This is a genomic window from Pseudomonas sp. P5_B2 (assembly GCF_056400445.1).
The window spans coordinates 27,297-47,154 of the sequence record NZ_JBFULH010000003.1; the positions used below are offsets into that span (position 1 = coordinate 27,297).

The window sequence follows — 19,858 nt, forward strand, 5'->3', positions numbered from 1 at the left end:
GCTTGCTAAGTAGGTGGGCTAGGCGATGTGTCGCCAGTCGAGCCCTGAATCTTGATCGGCCAGTTGCAGCCAGTCCGGGTCGCACCCGAGGGTGTCGACAAAACATTGCCGGGCCAGCTGCGGCAGGTTGTTCTTGCTGCTCAGATGGGCCAGGACCAGGTGTTGCAGGCCTTGCCAGCCCAACTCGGACACCAGGAATGCCGCCTGGTGGTTGTTCAAATGCCCCAGTTCACCGCCCACCCGCTGCTTCAGAAAGTACGGGTAGTGACCGCGAGCCAGCATGTCACGGCAATGGTTTGACTCGATCATCAACGCATCGAGGTCCCGATAGCCGTCCAGCACCTTGTTGCAGTACGAGCCCAGATCGGTCAACAGGCCGAAGCGCCGCTCACCGTCGCTGAAAACGTATTGCGTCGGCTCTTGTGCATCATGGGCCACGGCAATCACACCGATGCTCAGAGCGCCGATCTGCAGTTGCTCGCCGCCGGCCAGAAGGCCAGCTGGTTCAATCGGTTTGCGCATCCCGCGCAGGGTCCCGCGACTGAGGTAGACAGGCAGATTGTAGCGCCGAGACAGTAAACCCACGCCATGCACGTGGTCGGCATGTTCGTGGGTCACGAGTATCGCGCTCAGCTGCGCAGGGTTTACACCCAGGCGCAGCAAGCGTTTTTCGGTTTCCCGCAGGGAGAAACCACAATCCACCAGCACATACGTGTCATCGCTGGCTATCAGCGTGCCGTTCCCTTGGCTACCGCTGCCGAGAACGGCAAACCGCATGTGATCAGCCCATTTTGTCCTGAATCTCGCTCAACACTCTACGCGCCACGTCTGCCGGGGCAACGGTGTTGATGTTTTTCTCAACGGTGACCTGGACGTTTTCGCCGACCTTGCTCAGGCGAACCTGATAACGCTCGGCACGGGCTTCCACTTCTTCCTTGCTCGGCGCGCTGCCGAACAGGCTGCTGAAGAAACCAGGCTTATCGTCTTTATTTTCGGCTTTTTCGGACAAGTTGATGTAGTACAGGCCCAAGCTGCGGTTGATGTCTTCAACGCGCCAATCGCTCTGTTCGAGTGCACGACCTACGCTCGACCAGGCACGATCCACGTCGGTGCCGACGTTCAGAACCGGGTTGCCGCTACCGTCTTCGCTCAGGCTGACACGACTTGGCGTATCAAAATCACGCGAAGCCAGCATGGAAACCGAACCGCCCTTCTCCGAAATGCGACTCATGCTCGCGAGCATGTCGTTGGTCAGTGCCGCGTCCAGGTCGGTGTTGAGCGAACGGTTGGTGAACTCCACATCGGCGGTGCTGCCAGCAGGACGCTCGGCGCTGACGACATAGATTTCACTGGTATTGCGCTGCACGCCCGGCTCGATACGTACCCGCACGCGGGTTTGGCTGTCGGTGCTGACTCCGGCTGCGCTCAGGCGCTTGGCCGTTGCGGCGGACAGTTCGTCGGAATGCTGCCAGGTGGTGGTGAATTCGCCGGTTTGCGGACGCTGTTCATCCAGGCGGAAACCGTTATCCAGGAAAAACTGCACAGCCACTGGCCAGATTTCGGCCGGAGGGTTCTGGGCCAGGATCGAACGCGTATCGCCGACTTTCTGCAGGGAGTAAGGGCTGGCATCGGCCGACGCCGACAACGGCTGTGGACGAGGAACGATGTATTCGCCCTTCGCGGTGTCATCAGCCACGTTACGCGGGATCGGCAGCAGTGGTTCCAGACGTTTGGCGTCTGTGATATTCGCTGGTAATTGCATCGGTGGAGTCTGTTGCGCTTCCAGGTAATCGCTACCACGGTCACGGAAATAACCTTCCGGGCCCCAGACCCATCCACAGCCACTCGTGCTGGAGATGATCAAGGCAAGTGCGGAAAGTCCGGCCATTCGCTTCATGCGTTGTACTTCCTCAATTAAACCAGGACGCCGGACTGGCGCATGGCCTGTCGCAGCGGTTCGTGACAGGCAGCACTGAGCCAGGTGAGCGGCAGACGGATACCGTCCGGCATCAAGCCCATTTCATGCAGAGCCCATTTCACGGGAATAGGGTTGGATTCGATAAACAGGGTTTTATTGAGTGGCATCAGCTTTTCGTGGATCGCGCGGGCGGTCACGGCATCGCCTTTCAGGGCAGCGTTGCACAGGTCGCTCATGTCGCGCGGCGCAACGTTGGCGGTGACCGAGATGTTGCCTTTACCGCCGAGCAATATCAGCTCGACTGCGGTGGCGTCGTCACCGGACAGCACCACGAAATCTTTGCTCACACCATCAATGATGGCCTTGGCCCGGCTCAGGTCGCCGGTGGCTTCCTTGATGCCGATGATGTTTTTCACGGTCGACAGGCGGATCACGGTTTCGGTCAGCATGTCGCACGCTGTACGGCCGGGCACATTGTAGAGAATCTGCGGGATATCGACTGCTTCGGCGATGGCCTTGAAGTGCTGGTACAAGCCTTCCTGGGTCGGCTTGTTGTAATAAGGAGTCACCAGCAGGCAAGCGTCGGCACCGGCGGTCTTCGCATTGGTGGTCAGTTCGATGGCTTCGCGAGTCGAGTTCGCGCCAGTCCCGGCGATCACCGGAATGCGCCCTGCAACCTGCTTGACCACGTAACGAATCACTTCGATGTGCTCGTTCACGTCGAGGGTGGCCGATTCACCTGTAGTGCCGACCGCCACGATGGCGTGGGTGCCGTTCTGCAGGTGAAAGTCCACCAGTTTGCTCAGGCTGTCCCAGTCAAGACGACCTTGTGCATCCATGGGTGTGACCAGTGCCACCATACTGCCCGCAATCATGCAACCGCTCCTGCCGGAAAAAGAGAGCCGTAATGGTACTGGCGCCAAGATGCTTGTACAAGCGAAGTACTGCGCTGCCGCCATTCCCCTTGGCGCTGCTTTTCGCTACCCTTCAGACTTTGATCGGTACTGATAAGCTCGTACGCCAGTTTCCAGCCTCCATTTACGGCATCACAAGCCCCGATCCAGCGTTGCCACCCCTCGCTCCTGCCTCACTGGAGCATGTTGCAACCTTGTGGCTCGGGTTTTATGAATTCGCATCCGCAGGCTTGTTCCCGGAAAAAAGCCCTTAGACGTATCGACCGCTCATCGCTTTAGGAATGCTGCATGTCCACCCCCACAGTTCGCGAACAATTCCTTGTCATCAGTGCCCTCGGCGCCAACCCCATGGAGCTGACTAACGTCCTGTGCCGCGCCAGCCATGAAAACCGCTGCGCCGTGGTCACTTCCCGCCTGACCCGTCATGGCGAGTGCAGTGCGTTGATCCTCGAGATTTCCGGTAGCTGGGACGCCCTGGCACGCCTGGAAGGCAGCCTGCCGAGCCTCGCCAAAAAGCATGCGTTCACCGTCAATGTGGTGCGTAGCGCGGCGCTGGAAAACCGTCCTCAAGCACTGCCTTATGTGGCGTATGTCAGTTCGGCCTACCGTTCTGACATCATCAACGAGCTGTGCCAGTTCTTCATGGATCACAACGTCGAGCTGGAAAACCTGACCTGCGACACGTATCAGGCGCCGCAAACCGGCGGCACCATGCTCAACGCCACGTTTACCGTGACCTTGCCCGCCGGTGTGCAAATCAGCTGGCTGCGCGATCAGTTCCTGGATTTTGCCGACGCGCTGAACCTGGATGCCCTGATCGAACCGTGGCGCCCACAAAACCCAATGTAAGGAAGCTTTCATGGCCGTTGCCATCGACCAACCGGTCGCCGACTTCGAAGCACCCGCCACCAATGGACAAACCGTTAGCCTCGCGGGACTCAAAGGCAAGCAGGTGGTGATTTACTTCTACCCGAAGGACAGCACGCCAGGTTGCACCACTGAAGGCCAGGGCTTTCGCGATCAGCTTGAGGCGTTTAAAGCGGCCAACACCGAAGTGTTCGGCGTATCGCGTGACAGCCTCAAGTCCCATGAGAACTTCAAGGCCAAGCAGGCGTTCACCTTTGAGCTGATCAGCGACAAGGAAGAAGCGCTTTGCCAGTTGTTTGATGTGATCAAGCTGAAGAAGCTGTATGGCAAGGAATACATGGGGGTTGATCGCAGCACATTCCTGATCGACAAGAACGGTGTACTGCGTCAGGAATGGCGTGGTGTGAAGGTGCCGGGACATGTGGATGCGGTGTTGGCGGCAGCTCAGGCGTTGAACAAGGGCTGATTTCTTTGGCGCCTGTACCGACGCCATCGCGAGCAGGCTCGCTCCCACCGTTGACCGTGTTGTCTGACTGACGCGATCTGATGTGGGAGCGAACCTGCTCGCGAAGAGGCCATCCGCCTCGCGGAAGAATTAGAGCAGCGGCGCCACCTCCGGCTCCTTGCGCGGCCACGCATCCAGGACTGCCTTAAACAGCGTCGCCAGCGGAATCGCAAAGAACACCCCCCAAAACCCCCACAACCCGCCAAACAACAGCACCGCGCAAATGATCGCTACCGGGTGCAGGTTGACCGCCTCCGAGAACAGCAACGGCACCAGCACGTTGCCGTCCAGCGTCTGAATAATCCCGTAGACCGCCATCAAATAGATGAACTGATCGCTCCAGCCCCATTGGAACAACGCGATCAGCATGRCCGGCACGGTCACCACTACAGTGCCGACGTAAGGCACCACCACCGACACGCCCACCAACAAGGCAAGCAGCGCTGCGTAGTTGAGTCCGAGAACGACAAAGCCGATGTAGGTCACACCACCGCAGATGAAAATCTCGATGACCTTGCCGCGAATGTAGTTGGCGATCTGCCGGTTCATTTCGTGAGCGACACGGGTGATCAGTGCCCGCTCACGGGGCAGGTAACCGCGTACCCATTGGCCGATCATTTCCCGATCCTTCAGGAAGAAGAACACCAGGATCGGCACCAGAACGAGGTAGATCATGATGTTCACCAGCAGCGGCAGACTCGACAGTGAGAACGTCAGCGCCCACTGGCCGAACTTACCGATTTCGCCGCGTGCTACTTCGATGAACTGCAATACCTGTTCATCAGACACCATATGTGGATAGCGCTCGGGCAACAGCAACAATAACGACTGCCACTTGACGAGCATGCCAGGCAGCTCGTTGAACAGCGTAAGCAACTGATGCCAAAGCAACGGCACCACGACAATCAAGAAGACCAGCAGCGCCCCCATGAACAGCGCGAAGACCAGTCCCACCGCGACACTGCCGGGCATGCGCAAACGCTCAAGGGTAACCACCAGGCCTTGCATGAGATACGCCAGCACCATCCCGGCCAGTACCGGCGCGAGCATGCCGCCCAAGGTGAGCACAGCGGTGAATGCCAGAAACAGCAGCACCGCCAGCACCACGGCTTCTTCATCCGAAAAGTAGCGCTGAATCCAGTCGCGTAACACTTTGAACATCAATATTCCTTAGGAGCGAACGCAGCAGGTTCAGGCTTTTTTTAACCAGTAGCGGTAAACACCCGCCTCATCTTCTTCACGAAGCAGCGTATGACCGGCCAATCGGGCAAAGGTGCGGAAATCGCGCTGAGAACCGGCATCCGTGGCGATCACCTTGAGCACCGCGCCACTGGCCAGACGATTGAGTTCCAACTTGGCCTTGAGCAATGGCAACGGACAATTCAGGCCGCTGGCGTCCAGCTCGGCGTCATGGGCTACAGCATCGGTCATTACTTCACTCCGGGGGCGTGGTTGAGAGGGTTAGAATATCTGGTCGCAAGCCCAGTGTCCGGCTACAGTAAGGTCTTTGTCGACTAAGGCTTTGTGCATGACTTTTTTGCGCCCTACCCTGCTGACGCTCGCTTGCCTGCTCGCCTCACCGGGCTTTGCCGACGACCTGCCGTCACTTGGCGACGCCAGTTCTGCCATCGTCTCGCCGCAACAGGAATACCAGCTCGGCCGCGCCTGGCTGGCGCTGTTGCGCAGCCAGGTCGCGCAGCTCAACGATCCACAGCTCAAAAATTACGTCGAATCAAGTGTTTACCGATTGCTCGAAACCAGCCAGGTGAATGACCGTCGACTCGAGTTCATCCTGATCAACAGCCCACAGCTAAACGCCTTTGCGGCGCCGGGCGGGATTGTCGGGGTCAACGGTGGCTTGTTTCTCAATGCGCAGACCGAGGGCGAGTACGCCTCGGTGATGGCTCACGAGTTGGCTCACTTGTCGCAACGCCACTTTGCCCGAGGCATTGAAGCCCAGCAGCGCATGCAAGTGCCGGTGATGGCCGCCCTGTTGGCCGGAATCGTGATTGCGGCAGCCGGTGGCGGCAATGCCGGAATGGCGGCCATTGCAGGCACTCAAGCGGCGGCAATGCAGGAGCAACGGCGTTTCTCACGCCAGAACGAACAGGAAGCCGACCGCATCGGCATTCTTAATATGGAAAAAGCCGGCTACGACCCCCGCTCGATGCCAAGCATGTTCGAGCGCTTGGCGCGCCAGTATCGCTTCGACGCCAAACCGCCGGAATTTTTGATGACCCACCCGGTCACCGAGTCGCGGATCGCCGATACCCGCAACCGCGCTGAACAGGCCCCACCGGGTGGCATCGAAGACACCATGCGCTATCAACTGATTCGTGCACGAGTCCAGTTGTTCTATGAAGAAACCCCCGGCCTGGGCGCCAAGCGCTTCCGTGCGATGCTTGATGAAAACCCGAAAAATGATGTCGCACGCTATGGCCTGGCGATTGCCCAAATCAAGGGTGGCCGGTTGAATGAGGCTCGGGAGAACCTCAAGCTGCTGCTGGCAACATCGCCGAACGAGATCATCTATAACCTGGCGCAGATCGATCTGGACATGACCAACAATCGACTTCCGGACGCTCAATCTCGCGTCGACCGGATGCTCGCTCAGTACCCCGGCAACTATCCGCTCAATCAGATACGTGTCGATTTGCTGCTGAAACAGGACCGCACCGCCGATGCTGAAAAAGCACTGGAAACCCTGCTCAAGTCGCGCCCCGACGATCCCGACGTGTGGTATCAGGTGGCCGAGACTCGCGGCCTGTCTGGCAACATCATCGGCCTGCATCAGGCTCGCGCGGAATACTTTGCGTTGGTCGGCGACTTTCGCCAGGCCATTCAGCAACTGGATTTTGCCAAACGCAAGGCTGGCAGCAACTTCCCGCTGGCTTCGCGCATCGATGCGCGTCAACGTGAGTTGATGGAGCAGGAGCGCATGATCAAGGACATGATGGGCTGACTTTCAGCTGAAAATCCGGGCACAAAAAAACCGCCTCTTTCGAGGCGGTTTTTTATTCAGCCAACAACCGGTTTAATCAGCCAGTTTGAAGGTGATGAAGCTGGCACGACCTTGGCGCAGAACCCGCATCGAAACCGAACGGTTCTTCGGAAGTGCCTTGGCAATGTCGGTGAACTCCTTGCTGGTGCCGATGGCCTGGTTGTTCAGGTGGGTGATGATGTCACCTGGCTGCAAACCAATCAGGGATGCGGGGCCTTCCTGAACCTCCTTGATCACCACACCCCCTTTGAGGTCGTAGGTTTTCTTCTGCTCATCGGACAATTCAGCAACGGAGACACCCAAACGATTACTGCTGATTTCAACGCCCGATTTAGGCATCGTCACCATATCTTTGTCTTCGTCAGGAATCGCGCCAACCGTTAGCTCGACATTCTTGCGCTTGCCTTCGCGAATCACTTCAAGATTGGCCTTGGCACCCGCTTTCAGCGCGCCCACCAGGTGTGGCAAATCAGCCGACATAATGATCGGCTGACCGTTCATGCTCAGAATGACGTCGCCGACCTGCAAACCACCCTTGGCAGCCGGACCGTCGTCCTGGATTTGCGCCACCAGCGCACCGGCCGGTTTCTCAAGACCAAACGACTCGGCCAGGTCCTTGTTCACTTCCTGAATCACCACCCCCAACCAGCCACGGCTGACTTTACCGCCATCCTTCAGTTGATTGGAAACATCCATGGCAACGTCGATTGGGATCGCGAACGATACGCCCATGAAGCCACCGGAGCGGGTGTAGATCTGCGAGTTGATCCCAACCACTTCGCCATTCAGGTTGAACAGCGGACCACCGGAGTTACCTGGGTTGATCGGCACGTCGGTCTGGATGAACGGCACATAGTTTTCGTTCGGCAGGCTGCGCCCGATGGCGCTGATGATGCCCTGGGTCACGGTGTGGTCGAAACCAAACGGCGAGCCGATGGCGACAACCCATTGACCGGCTTTCAGGTCCTGGGATTTACCGAGCTTGAGAACCGGCAGGTCCTTGCCTTCGATCTTCAGCAGCGCTACGTCGGAGCGCGGATCAGTACCGACCAGTTTGGCTTTTAGTTCGCTGCGATCAGCAAGACGCACGAGGATTTCGTCGGCATCCGCAATCACGTGGTTGTTGGTCAGGATGTAACCATCTGGCGAGATGATGAAACCCGAGCCCAGAGATTGAGCTTCTCGCTGACGATCACCGCGAGGCGAACGCGGTTGTTGAGGCATGCCCCTTTCAAAGAACTCACGCAGCGCTGGCGGCAACCCCTCAAGGTCCGGCATTTGCCCGGACACTTTGCGGTCCGGCAGTTTCTGCGTGGTACTGATGTTCACCACGGCAGGCGATGCCTGCTCGACGATCTGGGTGAAATCAGGTAACTCGACCGCTTGAGCAGTGACCGCCTGACCGAGGACCAGTACGGTAGCAAAAATGGAGAGGTAAGACTTTAAGCGTGGAATCGACATACGGCTCCCGTTAYGACGAGCATGGTTGAGCGATATGGAGCAAGGGACACCGGGAACAATACGCCGGTATTTTTGTTCCGGAAACAACAAAAAAGGCCAGAGCCGAGAAACTCTAACCTATAGAAACTTTCAGATTATTTTGCAAATTGAAATGCTCACCAAACATTTCCAACCCCGCTCACTGCTTGGTTGCAGTGGCATCGGTGCGCATCGACAGCGCAATCCGTTCAGCAGTGCCTATCGGAATCTCACCGACCACAGTTACCATCATTTCGCCTTGAGGCGTGGTCAGGCGCCGGGATACAGCGGCCGTGGGGCCCAGCTGGGTGCGGGTGTCCGTCACGGCTGCACCATTCAATGGCTCGAGGAATACCGAGAAACGCGCCAGACCGTCGTCATACATCAGACTGTTGACCTGGGTTTTGGTCTGCGGGTCCTTGCGAGCGCTGCTGCTGGTCAACTCGAAACCCGGTGGCAACCAGTCCGAGTGCCAGACTTGAACCGATTTAAGGGCAGACGCCTTGTCACTGTCGAGAGTGACAGCCTTGCAATCATCGCCTGTCTGCAAGTCGCTGTCAGACGGCACCTTGGCGGTATCCAGCTGCGTAAACTGGAATCGCTCCAGCAACTGCCCTTTGTCATTCAGCAGCAACGACTTGAGCGGAAGGCCGGTTTCTTTATCCAGATGAAGCTCAAAACCGTATCGATGCTGATCACGTGGCGTCAGCGAAACAATCACTGCCGCACGCCCAGCCACACGCGATTTGCCAATGACGGCAATGTCATACCAATTCTTTAACTTTTGAGGATCCAGTGCACGAGCAGCTGAATTGGGTGAATCCCCCAATCCTGCTATCAAGGTGCCGCTGACGCATTGAGTATGCCCATCAATGCGCACGACTTCCTGTGCTGAGCCATCGAGCTGGAGTAAACGCTCTCGGACTTTGCCATCCTGGACGCGATGCCAGATGTTATGGGTAGAAAAACTACCGTTACGCTCGTAAACGAAAGTACCGCGAAAGCTTTGCTGTTGCTCGGCCTGACCCATACGGGTCAACCAATCCTGGGCTTCATCAGCGTGGGCTGGAACAACAACCCAGCCTGCGAGCAGAAGCGAAAGTAGAGGTATGGAGCGCATGATCCTCCTTAACGGTTTTCCAGGCTTGCTGCACGAGCATAAGGCAGAGCACTTTCAGTGCCTTTCAATGCAGCTTGTTGAGCATGTTGGCGCAGGTAGCTTGGCAGACGCTGATCGTGCCAGCCTGGCTGACCTTGCAATACACCGTTGGCCATAGGGCCTGTGGCATCCGAACTCTCATTGTAGCCTGCTAATACAGCAGGGCCTTTAACTTGAGGAACAGCCAGACCCGGCTGATTGGATTGCTGAGCCAGTTCGACACCCGCGATCTCGTCCTGATTGTACAAACGAACGCCAGCCAGTACAGCAAGCGTGACCGAAGCGGCAACGGCCAGACGACCCAGGCTACGCCATGGACCACGGGAAACTTTTGCCGGCACGGCTTCGTCGGCCAACGCAGCAGATACTGCCGCAGCGATATCCAGGCGTGGAAGCAGTAAATCCTTGTGCATGACTGCCCGAGCGATCTGGTAACGAGCCCAGGTATCACGGGTTTCAACATCGTCAAAGGCATTTAGTACCCGACGCAACTCTAGTTCGTCCGCTTCGTTATCCATCACTGCGGACAGCGATTCCTGCAGGGCTTCACGACTCATGGCGTTCCTCTCTTGGCTATCGCCGCTGTCTCAGTTTTCCTGCAACAACGGCTGCAGGGCTTTATCGATGGCCTCCCGAGCGCGGAAAATCCGGGAGCGCACGGTACCCACCGGACACTGCATGACTGCCGCAATGTCCTCGTAACTCAGACCATCGAATTCACGTAAAGTTAAGGCCGTACGCAAATCTTCTGGCAGTTGCTGAATGGTTCGATGGACGGTGCCTTCGATCTCATCCCGCAGCAACGCGCGTTCTGGCGACTCGAGATCCTTGAGGCCATGATCGCCATCGTAGAACTCTGCATCCTCGGAACTGACATCGCTATCCGGCGGCCGACGGCCGCGTGAAACCAGATAGTTTTTCGCCGTGTTGATGGCGATGCGGTAAAGCCACGTATAAAACGCGCTGTCTCCGCGAAAATTTCCAAGGGCTCGGTACGCCTTGATAAAGGCTTCCTGCGCCACATCCTGGGCTTCATGGGTGTCGTGCACAAAACGCACGATCAACCCGAGAATTTTGTGCTGGTATTTCAGCACTAGCAGATCGAAAGCTCGCTTGTCGCCACGTTGAACGCGCTCGACCAGCTGCTGATCCTCTTCCTGGGTTAGCATGAACACTCCTCGATAAGCTCGGAGGAGGCTTGCATAACTGAACGACCAGACTTGCAAACATAGACTCGGGCTTTTCGCAAAAGTTCTCCCCCTCCAAGCAAGTTTCCTGCGGGCTCTGATTTGGCACGCACGAAAAGCGCAGCGCGGGTTACCCGGCTGCGCGAATAATCTTGTCATCGGATTCGCCAGCAAGGATCAAATTACAGATCCTGCCCTGAAGCCGACACTGTCCATTGAATCTGGCAACCGTCTATTGATCTTGGGCCCTTGGCAAAAGTTCCATTTTTATAAAACGGACGCTACCGAGATTGTTCAACCGCGAATAGAAAAATACTGTTAAATCGACGATACAGTCGTCTTGTCGTCGATTCGACCAAAAATCCATCCGACGAAGCGTCGGATATTTCCTGTCACAGTAGTTTCACAATGCCATATGCGCTCGGGTATTGTGCCGCGCCCCCCCTCTATATACTAGTGGGCTGTGTGGCCGACTTGACTCGCCGTTCCAGCAGTCATGCGCCAACCCCGACCCGGGTCGCTTTGAGCGGAATCCTGAAATGAGCCAACAGTTTCAACATGATGTTCTGGTGATTGGCAGCGGTGCTGCCGGTTTGAGTCTTGCGCTGACCTTGCCCGATCATTTGCGCATTGCGGTCCTGAGTAAAGGCGACCTCGCCAACGGCTCGACATTCTGGGCCCAGGGTGGCGTCGCCGCCGTTCTGGATGACGCCGACACCGTCGAGTCTCACGTCGATGATACCCTCAATGCCGGCGGTGGCCTGTGCCATGAGGACGCTGTTCGTTTTACCGTCGAACACAGCAAAGAGGCGATCCAATGGCTGATCGACCAAGGCGTGCCGTTTACCCGCGATGAACAATCTGGCACTGAAGACGGCGGTTTCGAGTTTCACCTGACCCGCGAAGGCGGCCACAGTCATCGGCGCATCATTCATGCCGCCGATGCCACGGGCGCCGCGATATTCAGAACATTGCTGGCCCAGGCTAAACAACGGCCTAACATCGAATTGCTGGAACAGCGCGTCGCGGTSGACCTGATCACCGAAAAACGCCTGGGACTGAAAGGGGACCGTTGCCTCGGTGCCTACGTACTCAATCGTGGAACCGGCGAAGTCGACACCTACGGCGCACGCTTCGTCATCCTCGCCTCCGGTGGCGCGGCCAAAGTCTACCTTTATACCAGCAACCCCGACGGCGCCTGCGGTGATGGCATCGCCATGGCCTGGCGTTCTGGCTGCCGGGTGGCGAACCTGGAATTCAACCAATTCCACCCCACCTGCCTTTACCACCCGCAGGCTAAAAGCTTCCTGGTCACCGAAGCCCTTCGCGGCGAAGGTGCGCATTTGAAGTTGCCTAACGGCGAACGTTTCATGCAGCGCTTCGACCCGCGCGCAGAACTGGCACCACGGGACATTGTTGCCCGGGCCATCGACCATGAAATGAAGCGCCTGGGTGTTGATTGCGTCTATCTGGACATCAGCCACAAATCCGAAGCGTTCATCAAGACGCACTTTCCAACGGTTTACGAACGTTGCCTCGAGTTTTCCATCGACATCACCAAACAGCCGATTCCGGTGGTTCCGGCGGCGCACTACACCTGCGGCGGTGTGATGGTCGATCAGAACGGCCGCACCGACGTGCCTGGGCTGTATGCCATTGGTGAAACCAGTTTCACCGGCCTGCATGGCGCCAATCGCATGGCCAGCAACTCGCTACTGGAGTGTTTCGTCTACGCCCGTTCAGCGGCAGCGGACATTCTTGAACAGTTGCCGCACGTGTCGATTCCAGACGCCCTGCCCATCTGGGATGCGAGCCAGGTCACCGATTCCGATGAAGACGTGATCATTGCGCACAACTGGGACGAACTGCGGCGATTTATGTGGGACTACGTTGGTATCGTGCGCACCAATAAACGCTTGCAGCGGGCCCAGCACCGTGTGCGGCTGTTGCTGGACGAAATCGATGAGTTCTACAGCAACTATAAGGTCAGCCGCGACTTGATCGAGTTGCGCAACCTGGCTCAAGTAGCTGAACTGATGATTCAGTCCGCCATGGAGCGCAAGGAAAGCCGGGGCCTGCATTACACCCTCGACTACCCCAATATGCTCCCGGTTGCACTGGACACTATTCTGGTGCCGCCCACCTACGCCGACTGAACGCAAGTCGAACACGCAGGCGTCGGTGCACATCCGCCGCCTGCGAATCGCGGGGCACGCAGATCGATCTGACCTGTCGTTCGCCGCGCAGACGAAACCTTAGCACCACGATCAATGGCAGTGCGAGGCTGTCCGGTCGCAACTGCACCGGCTGCCATCCCCGCGCCTGACTCCATAACTGCCAACCATCGGCGTCACGTCGCAGGCCGCGAAAAGCCTGCGGATGTATCAGTAATATCTGACGCGGCAATGCCCAAACGCTATGCGCCAGACAGCACAAAGCGCCGATTAGACCGGCCCAGACTGGTATAGACAGAAGAAACAACGATCCCAGCGCGAATAACTGGGCCAAGAGATACGCCGCCAGCAATTGCCGTGAGGCATGCCAGCGGCATTCGAACGTATTACTTGGGCTGGACACGGTCCAGGATCATGCGAACCATGCGCTGAAGCTCCGGATCTTCGGATTCCGCGCGCTCCATGAACCAGCCGAACATGTCCTGATCTTCACACTCAAGCAGTTTGCGGTAGCAATCGCGGTCGACATCATTGAGGTGCGGGTAGACCTCTTTTACAAACGGCACCAGCAATACGTCCAGCTCAAGCATGCCGCGGCGGCTGTGCCAGTAGAGGCGATTCAGTTCAACATCTTCGACCATGGAGCGCTCCTCAAATAGGCGGCAAGTATACAGCCCCGGGCAGCGTCGAACAGTCGGCTTTGGTCGGGCACTACCGACCTTTTGTAAACTACCCATTTCATGGTCGCCCCCTTATGATGTCCCTCAGACTCTTTACCCTGCGATGACCCATGGCCGATTCTGCTTTTTTCTGCACCCTGTCTCACGAAGGCGTTCTCGCGGTCCGCGGCGCGGATGCCGGCAAATTCCTGCAAGGCCAACTGACCTGCAACCTCAATTACCTGAGCGATACCCAGGCCAGCCTGGGCGCCCGCTGCACGCAAAAAGGCCGGATGCAGTCGAGTTTCCGCATTCTGCTGGAAGGTGACGGTGTGCTGATGGCAATGGCCACCGAGCTGCTGGAACCGCAGCTGGCCGATCTGAAAAAGTACGCCGTGTTCTCCAAATCCAAACTCACCGATGAAAGCGCCGCCTGGGCCCGCTTCGGCCTCTTTCATGGCGATGCCGCGCTGAGCAGCCTCGGACTTGAGTTGCCAGCAGACACCGACAGTGTCGTGCGACATGACGGTGTGATCGCTATCCGCGTCTCGCCGGATCGTGCTGAACTGTGGGTCACCGCTGAGCAGGCCGACGCCATCAAGGGCAATCTGTCCGCCCTGTTGGCCGAAGGCTCTCTGAACCAATGGTTACTGGGCCAGATCCGCGCAGGGATCGGCCAGGTCATGCCCGAGACACGCGAATTGTTCATCCCGCAGATGCTCAATCTGCAAGCCGTCGGTGGTGTGAGCTTCAAGAAAGGTTGCTACACCGGCCAGGAAATCGTCGCGCGCATGCAGTACCTGGGCAAACTCAAACGCCGCTTGTATCGTCTGACCCTGGATGCCAGCGCACTGCCCGGCCCCGGCACACCGCTGTTTTCCCCCTCCCATGGCAGCTCCATCGGCGAAGTGGTCCTGGCGGCCAACGCGGAACAACACATTGAACTGCTGGCCGTGCTGCAAGCCGAAGCCGCTGAGGGTGGGGATATTCATCTTGGCACCTTGGAAGGACCGGCCCTGAACTTGCTCGACCTGCCTTATTCACTGGATCGCGACCTCGAAATCCAGCGTTAACCGCCGCATTTGTTGCAATACCCTAGAGAAACAAAATGAGAGATCTGGCGGAAAAGGTCCAACAGGATTTGGTTGAGGCCATCGATAACGATGACCTGGTTTTGCCAACATTACCGGAAGTGGCCATGCAGATTCGCAAGGCCGCTGAAGACCCGGAAATCAGTGTCAGTACCCTGAGCAAGGTGATCGGCCGCGATACGGCGTTATCGGCGCGCCTGATTAAAGTGGTCAATAGCCCGCTGCTGCGCGCGACTCAAGAAGTGAACGACCTGCACACGGCGATCACACGGCTGGGCGTCAACTACAGCAGCAATCTGGCGATTGGCCTGGTGATGGAACAGATTTTCAATGCCCGCTCCGAGGTGGTGCAACAGAAGATGCGCGATGTCTGGCGCAAAAGCCTGGAGATCGCAGGGGTCAGCTATGCACTGTGCCGCCACTACACACAACTCAAACCCGACCAGGCAGCCCTCGGTGGTCTGGTGCATCAAATCGGCGTGTTGCCGATTCTGACGTACGCCGAAGATCACTATGAACTGTTGTCTGATTCGGTCAGCCTCAACCATGTGATCGACCGCATTCATCCGTTGATCGGCGAGAAACTGCTCAGGGTCTGGGAGTTTCCGGAGAAACTGGTGAAGGTGCCCGGGCAATACCTCGACTTCAAGCGTGAGTCTGAGCGGGTTGATTATGTCGATCTGGTGCAGGTGGCCAGTCTGTATTGCCACAAGGACAGTGACCATCCGCTGGCCCGAATCGATTTGTTCAACGTACCGTCGTTCAAGAAGCTGGGGATCGACCCGCAGAACGAGGCGATGTGCAAAAACCTGGAAGAATCGCGGTCGATGTTTTACTAGTCAAACCGCAGCGCCCCCTTCGCGAGCAAGCCCGCTCCCACATTTAACCGAGCTCCTCTTGGAGAAATGCGGTCGAATGTGGGAGCGGGCTTGCTCGCGAAGAGGCCAGTCCAGACAACACAAAAACTACCCGGCCACAAAACTCACCCGAACCTTCAACCCCGCCGTCTCTCCATCGTGCAAGCTGATCTGCGCCAGATGCGCGCGGCAGATTTCGCCAACAATCGCCAGGCCCAGCCCCGACCCGGCCACCTGCTGGTTACGCCGGTAAAAGCGCTCAAATACTCGGTCTCGCTCATCAACCGGAATCCCCGGCCCATCATCTTCAACTTCCAGAACCGCCGGTGCAGTGACCCGCAGAATCACATTGCCGCCGGACGGCGTATGGGCCAGTGCGTTATCCACCAGATTACTCAGCAGTTCGTTCAACAGCGTGGGCTCGCCGCGCAGCCACACCGGCTCGTCCGCCTCCAGCGCCAGGGCAACGCCGCGTGCATGGGCCAGCGGCGCCATGGCCATGCCCAACTCGCGCGCCAACTGGCTCAAATCCAGCAACTGCGCACCGCCCTCAGCAATGGCCCGGGCACCGTTTTCGACCCGTGCCATCGACAGCAGTTGATTCGCCAGATGCGTCAATCTATCCGTGCCCTGAGCAGCGATTTCCAGTGTGCTGCGCCAGGTTTCGGGCTCACTTGCCCGCAGGCCAAGCTCAAGTCGGGCCTTGAGCGCCGCCAACGGCGTACGCAATTCATGGGCAGCATCGGCGATGAACTGAGCTTGCCGTTCGAATTGCTCGCGCAACCGCTCGGTAAAATGATTGAGCGCGCGTACCAGCGGCCACAATTCGTGTTGCACTTCCACCAACGGCAACGGCCGCAGATCATCCGACTGGCGCTCTTCTACTGCCGTTCGCAAGCGTTCCAGAGGACGCAATGYCGCACTCACGGCAAACCACACCAACAGCAGCGCGCCAATCGCCAGCATGCCCAACCGCAGCAACGTATCCGCCGCCAGGCTGCGCGCCATGCTGACTCGCGCTTCATCGGTTTCCGCGACACGAATTTCCGCCATGCCGTTCATATTCGGTTCGCTCACCGGCTTGAGCAGGCTGACCACCCGCACGTTCTGCCCGCGATACGTGGCGTTGTAGAAACGCGCGAGCGCCGGATAGTCATCGGTGCGCGGCGTTCCTGGCGGTGGAGCTGGAAGGTTTTCGTAACCGGAAATCAAATTCTGGTGGATGTCATTCACCAGATAAAAAATTCGCCCCGCACTGTCGTAGGCAAACGTATCCAGCGCCACATAAGGCACGTCGGCACTGAGCGTGCCGTCACGCTGGGAGACACCCGCCGCGATGGTTCGAGCCGACGCCAGCAAGGTGCGGTCATAGGCGGTGTCGGCCGCTTCGCGACCGTTCCAGTACGCGCTCAAACCGCTGGCCAGCATTAATACCACCAACAATAGCGCGAGGTTCCACAGCAACCGCCAGCGCAGGCTGCTGGGCTTATGCATCGCGACTTTCCAGCAAATAGCCAAGCCCACGGAAGGTCACGATAGCGACAGGTTGCCCATCGAGTTTTTTGCGCAAGCGATGCACGTAGATTTCGATGGCGTCGGGGCTGGCCTCTTCGTCCAGACCGAACACTTGGGAGGCCAGTTGCTCTTTGCTCATCACCCGCCCAGGGCGGGCGATCAACGCCTCGAGAACGGCCTGTTCGCGCGAGGTCAGGGTCAGCAATTCTTCACCGAGGGTGAAGCGCCGGGTATCCAAGTCATAGGCCAGTACGCCGCAACGCTGCTGACGTTCACCGCCCAGCACACTGCGGCGCAACAAGGCTTTGACCCGCGCTTCGAGTTCGGTCAGTTCAAAGGGTTTGGCAAGGTAATCGTCAGCGCCGAGGTTGAGGCCATGGACCCGATCCTTAACGTCGCTGCGAGCGGTCAACATCAATACCGGAAGGTTTTTCCCCCGGGAGCGCAAACGCGCGAGCACTTCAAAACCGTCCATGCGCGGCAGGCCGACATCGAGAATGGCCATGGCGTATTCCTCGCTGCTCAAGGCCAGGTCTGCAGCCACGCCGTCGTGCAGCACGTCCACCGTCAGCCCGGTGCTCTTGAGTGCCTGGGCGACACTTTCGGCCAGCTGCAAATGGTCTTCGACGAGCAGAACACGCATGGATCTTTACCTCATTCAGGGGATGGTCGACGCCATTCTTTGACGCGGAGTTTACAGCCGCATCTGCGGCTGTGAAGCCCGAAAACCGTGAAAGCCCACTGAAAGGTTAGCGAAAGGTTGGCCGGTTAGAGTCCGCCTACGGAGGGTTTCGAATGCCGCCCCTCCAATAGTGCTTAGAAATGTAGCTCCCGAAAAACGCCATGACGCGTTTTCGTCAATAAGAACAATAAATGAGGTACTGCACCTTGCTGCCCATACAGCTTCAGGCTTGTCCACCCCACCCTTTCTCCAGAATCCCGTCGTTGATGCCTGCCAGCGCCGTTGCCGGCTGCACGACGCGAAACCGCCGCACCTGAAACATCCCCAAAAACAAAAACTCCCATGGAGACAATAATGAATCGATCCCTGCGCCGTTTCGCCCTCGCCGCCAGCTGCATGCTGTTCGCCGGTCAATTGATGGCCGAACCCAAACGTCCGGAATGCATCGCCCCGGCCTCCCCGGGCGGTGGTTTTGACCTCACCTGCAAACTGGCGCAGAGCGCGCTGGTCAACGAAAAGCTACTGACCAAACCGATGCGCGTAACCTACATGCCCGGCGGTGTCGGCGCGGTGGCGTACAACGCGGTGGTCGCTCAGCGCCCTGCCGACGCTGGCACGCTGGTGGCCTGGTCCAGCGGTTCGTTGCTGAACCTGGCCCAAGGCAAATTCGGGCGTTTCGATGAAAACAACGTGCGCTGGCTGGCCGCTGTCGGCACCAGCTATGGCGCCATCGCAGTGAAAAGCGATTCGCCTTACAAGACCCTCGACGATCTGGTCAAGGCATTGAAAGAAGACCCGAGCAAAGTGGTGATCGGTTCCGGCGGCACCGTCGGCAGCCAGGACTGGATGCAAACCGCTCTGATCGCCAAGGCCGCCGGGATCAACCCGCGTGACCTGCGTTACGTCGCCCTCGAAGGCGGTGGTGAAATCGCCACCGCGCTGCTCGGCGGGCACATTCAGGTCGGCAGCACCGACATCTCCGACTCCATGCCACACATCCAGAGCGGTGACATGCGCCTGCTGGCGGTGTTTTCCGAGAAGCGTCTGGACGAGCCGGAAATGAAAGACATCCCGACCGCCAAAGAGCAAGGCTACGACATTGTCTGGCCGGTGGTTCGCGGCTTCTACCTCGGGCCAAAGGTCAGCGACGAAGACTACGCATGGTGGAAAGACGCCTTCGACAAACTGCTGGCGTCCGAAGACTTCGCCAAGCTGCGCGATCAGCGTGAACTGTTCCCATTCGCCATGACCGGGCCGGAGCTGGACACCTACGTGAAGAAGCAGGTGGCGGACTACAAAGTGCTGGCCAAAGAGTTCGGCCTGATCCAGTGATCGTCTCTATCTAGCGGCTGCGGTCTCGTAATTCGAGGCCGCAGCACAGGAGTTTCCCATGCTCTTACAACGCATTTTTGCTTCGGTGCTGTTGCTCGCCTGTGTTGGCCTGGCGCTGATGGCCTGGCCGTATCAAGCGGCTTTTTCCTACGAACCGGTGGGGCCTCGGGCCTTTCCGCTGCTGATGCTCGGGCTGATGGGCTTGGCGCTGTTGTACATGGTGTTTCGTCCCGCACCAATCAAGCACGATGCTGACGAACCGCCGCTGGACCGCGAAACCCTGACCAAAATCGGCCTGTGCGTGGTGCTGTTGCTGGTGTTTGCCGGCACCTTCGAACCCCTTGGTTTTATCACCGCCAGCATCCTGATCGGCATTCCAATGGCGCGCCTGTATGGCGGTCGCTGGGTGCCCAGCATTGTGATCATCACGCTAATGGCCGTCGGCCTTTATCTGCTGTTCGACAAGTTGATGGACGTGCCGCTGCCCTTGGGTGTGCTCGACGTTCTGGAGAACTGAT

General features: G+C 58.1%; 21 protein-coding genes. 8 read left to right on the forward strand and 13 right to left on the reverse strand.

Features of this window, described 5'->3' with window-relative positions:
• Nucleotides 1–18 precede the first annotated feature (18 nt).
• Genes AC1DRJ_RS00890 through dapA form a run of 3 tightly spaced genes read right to left on the reverse strand, consistent with a single transcriptional unit; the run spans nucleotide 19 to nucleotide 2,793 of the window.
• The gene (locus AC1DRJ_RS00890) at nucleotides 19–777 is read right to left on the reverse strand and encodes an MBL fold metallo-hydrolase (RefSeq protein WP_223511337.1); all 759 of its coding nucleotides are present in this window, start codon (nucleotides 775–777) and stop codon (nucleotides 19–21) included.
• Nucleotides 778–781: 4 nt separating this feature from the next.
• A complete protein-coding gene (gene bamC / locus AC1DRJ_RS00895; RefSeq protein ID WP_477800381.1) occupies nucleotides 782–1,897 on the reverse strand; it encodes an outer membrane protein assembly factor BamC in 1,116 nt (371 codons plus the stop codon).
• Nucleotides 1,898–1,914: 17 nt separating this feature from the next.
• The gene (gene dapA, locus AC1DRJ_RS00900) at nucleotides 1,915–2,793 is read right to left on the reverse strand and encodes a 4-hydroxy-tetrahydrodipicolinate synthase (protein ID WP_477800382.1); all 879 of its coding nucleotides are present in this window, start codon (nucleotides 2,791–2,793) and stop codon (nucleotides 1,915–1,917) included.
• Between the two features lie 327 nt (nucleotides 2,794–3,120).
• Between dapA and AC1DRJ_RS00905 the strand changes: the two genes are divergently transcribed.
• Nucleotides 3,121–3,681, forward strand: a complete 561-nt coding sequence (locus AC1DRJ_RS00905) for a glycine cleavage system transcriptional repressor (protein WP_008034925.1) — start codon at nucleotides 3,121–3,123, stop codon at nucleotides 3,679–3,681.
• Nucleotides 3,682–3,691: 10 nt separating this feature from the next.
• Nucleotides 3,692–4,165: a peroxiredoxin gene (locus tag AC1DRJ_RS00910; RefSeq protein ID WP_477800383.1), complete on the forward strand. Its 474-nt coding sequence runs from the start codon at nucleotides 3,692–3,694 to the stop codon at nucleotides 4,163–4,165.
• A gap of 129 nt (nucleotides 4,166–4,294) precedes the next feature.
• Here the strand turns inward: AC1DRJ_RS00910 and AC1DRJ_RS00915 are convergent, their stop codons facing one another.
• Together AC1DRJ_RS00915 and AC1DRJ_RS00920 are read right to left on the reverse strand one after the other, a co-directional pair.
• The gene (locus AC1DRJ_RS00915) at nucleotides 4,295–5,365 is read right to left on the reverse strand and encodes an AI-2E family transporter (RefSeq protein WP_477800384.1); all 1,071 of its coding nucleotides are present in this window, start codon (nucleotides 5,363–5,365) and stop codon (nucleotides 4,295–4,297) included.
• Between the two features lie 30 nt (nucleotides 5,366–5,395).
• Nucleotides 5,396–5,635 (reverse strand): sulfurtransferase TusA family protein, encoded by a 240-nt coding sequence (locus AC1DRJ_RS00920; RefSeq protein ID WP_020300476.1) that lies wholly within the window; start codon nucleotides 5,633–5,635, stop codon nucleotides 5,396–5,398.
• 97 nt (nucleotides 5,636–5,732) lie between these two features.
• On the opposite strand from AC1DRJ_RS00920, the gene AC1DRJ_RS00925 reads away from it, so the two are divergent.
• Nucleotides 5,733–7,166 (forward strand): M48 family metalloprotease, encoded by a 1,434-nt coding sequence (locus tag AC1DRJ_RS00925; protein ID WP_477800385.1) that lies wholly within the window; start codon nucleotides 5,733–5,735, stop codon nucleotides 7,164–7,166.
• 72 nt (nucleotides 7,167–7,238) lie between these two features.
• Here the strand turns inward: AC1DRJ_RS00925 and AC1DRJ_RS00930 are convergent, their stop codons facing one another.
• The 4 genes from AC1DRJ_RS00930 to rpoE all read right to left on the reverse strand — a co-directional run bounded on the left by AC1DRJ_RS00930 (nucleotide 7,239) and on the right by rpoE (nucleotide 11,012).
• Complete coding sequence (locus tag AC1DRJ_RS00930) at nucleotides 7,239–8,666, reverse strand: DegQ family serine endoprotease (RefSeq protein WP_477800386.1); 1,428 nt, start codon at nucleotides 8,664–8,666, stop codon at nucleotides 7,239–7,241.
• A 178-nt stretch (nucleotides 8,667–8,844) separates the two neighbouring features.
• Complete coding sequence (locus AC1DRJ_RS00935; RefSeq protein WP_477800387.1) at nucleotides 8,845–9,804, reverse strand: MucB/RseB C-terminal domain-containing protein; 960 nt, start codon at nucleotides 9,802–9,804, stop codon at nucleotides 8,845–8,847.
• Nucleotides 9,805–9,812: 8 nt separating this feature from the next.
• Complete coding sequence (locus AC1DRJ_RS00940) at nucleotides 9,813–10,400, reverse strand: sigma-E factor negative regulatory protein (protein WP_477800388.1); 588 nt, start codon at nucleotides 10,398–10,400, stop codon at nucleotides 9,813–9,815.
• A gap of 30 nt (nucleotides 10,401–10,430) precedes the next feature.
• The gene (rpoE, locus tag AC1DRJ_RS00945) at nucleotides 10,431–11,012 is read right to left on the reverse strand and encodes an RNA polymerase sigma factor RpoE/AlgU (RefSeq protein ID WP_007944079.1); all 582 of its coding nucleotides are present in this window, start codon (nucleotides 11,010–11,012) and stop codon (nucleotides 10,431–10,433) included.
• Nucleotides 11,013–11,569: 557 nt separating this feature from the next.
• On the opposite strand from rpoE, the gene nadB reads away from it, so the two are divergent.
• Nucleotides 11,570–13,186, forward strand: a complete 1,617-nt coding sequence (gene nadB / locus AC1DRJ_RS00950) for an L-aspartate oxidase (RefSeq protein WP_477800389.1) — start codon at nucleotides 11,570–11,572, stop codon at nucleotides 13,184–13,186.
• Here the strand turns inward: nadB and AC1DRJ_RS00955 are convergent.
• Together AC1DRJ_RS00955 and AC1DRJ_RS00960 are read right to left on the reverse strand one after the other, a co-directional pair.
• A complete protein-coding gene (locus tag AC1DRJ_RS00955) occupies nucleotides 13,155–13,607 on the reverse strand; it encodes a protein YgfX (protein ID WP_477800390.1) in 453 nt (150 codons plus the stop codon). The two genes, nadB and AC1DRJ_RS00955, sit on opposite strands and share 32 nt — an antisense overlap.
• Nucleotides 13,591–13,845: an FAD assembly factor SdhE gene (locus AC1DRJ_RS00960; protein ID WP_007944081.1), complete on the reverse strand. Its 255-nt coding sequence runs from the start codon at nucleotides 13,843–13,845 to the stop codon at nucleotides 13,591–13,593. Before AC1DRJ_RS00960 ends, AC1DRJ_RS00955 begins: the two co-directional genes overlap by 17 nt.
• Nucleotides 13,846–13,994: 149 nt before the next feature.
• Here AC1DRJ_RS00960 and ygfZ point away from each other — a divergent pair, with 149 nt between their 5' ends.
• Complete coding sequence (ygfZ, locus tag AC1DRJ_RS00965) at nucleotides 13,995–14,936, forward strand: CAF17-like 4Fe-4S cluster assembly/insertion protein YgfZ (protein WP_477800391.1); 942 nt, start codon at nucleotides 13,995–13,997, stop codon at nucleotides 14,934–14,936.
• A 35-nt stretch (nucleotides 14,937–14,971) separates the two neighbouring features.
• Nucleotides 14,972–15,793, forward strand: a complete 822-nt coding sequence (locus AC1DRJ_RS00970; RefSeq protein WP_477800392.1) for an HDOD domain-containing protein — start codon at nucleotides 14,972–14,974, stop codon at nucleotides 15,791–15,793.
• Nucleotides 15,794–15,919: 126 nt separating this feature from the next.
• Here the strand turns inward: AC1DRJ_RS00970 and AC1DRJ_RS00975 are convergent, their stop codons facing one another.
• On the reverse strand, nucleotides 15,920–17,305 hold the full coding sequence (locus AC1DRJ_RS00975; RefSeq protein WP_477800393.1) for a sensor histidine kinase: 1,386 nt from the start codon (nucleotides 17,303–17,305) through the stop codon (nucleotides 15,920–15,922).
• Entirely contained in the window at nucleotides 17,298–17,969 is a 672-nt protein-coding gene (locus AC1DRJ_RS00980; RefSeq protein ID WP_007944085.1) for a response regulator, read from the reverse strand. The genes AC1DRJ_RS00975 and AC1DRJ_RS00980 overlap by 8 nt, the downstream gene beginning before the upstream one ends.
• Nucleotides 17,970–18,362: 393 nt before the next feature.
• On the opposite strand from AC1DRJ_RS00980, the gene AC1DRJ_RS00985 reads away from it, so the two are divergent.
• Complete coding sequence (locus tag AC1DRJ_RS00985; RefSeq protein ID WP_477800394.1) at nucleotides 18,363–19,340, forward strand: Bug family tripartite tricarboxylate transporter substrate binding protein; 978 nt, start codon at nucleotides 18,363–18,365, stop codon at nucleotides 19,338–19,340.
• 58 nt (nucleotides 19,341–19,398) lie between these two features.
• The gene (locus AC1DRJ_RS00990) at nucleotides 19,399–19,857 is read left to right on the forward strand and encodes a tripartite tricarboxylate transporter TctB family protein (RefSeq protein ID WP_477800395.1); all 459 of its coding nucleotides are present in this window, start codon (nucleotides 19,399–19,401) and stop codon (nucleotides 19,855–19,857) included.
• Nucleotide 19,858 lies beyond the last annotated feature (1 nt).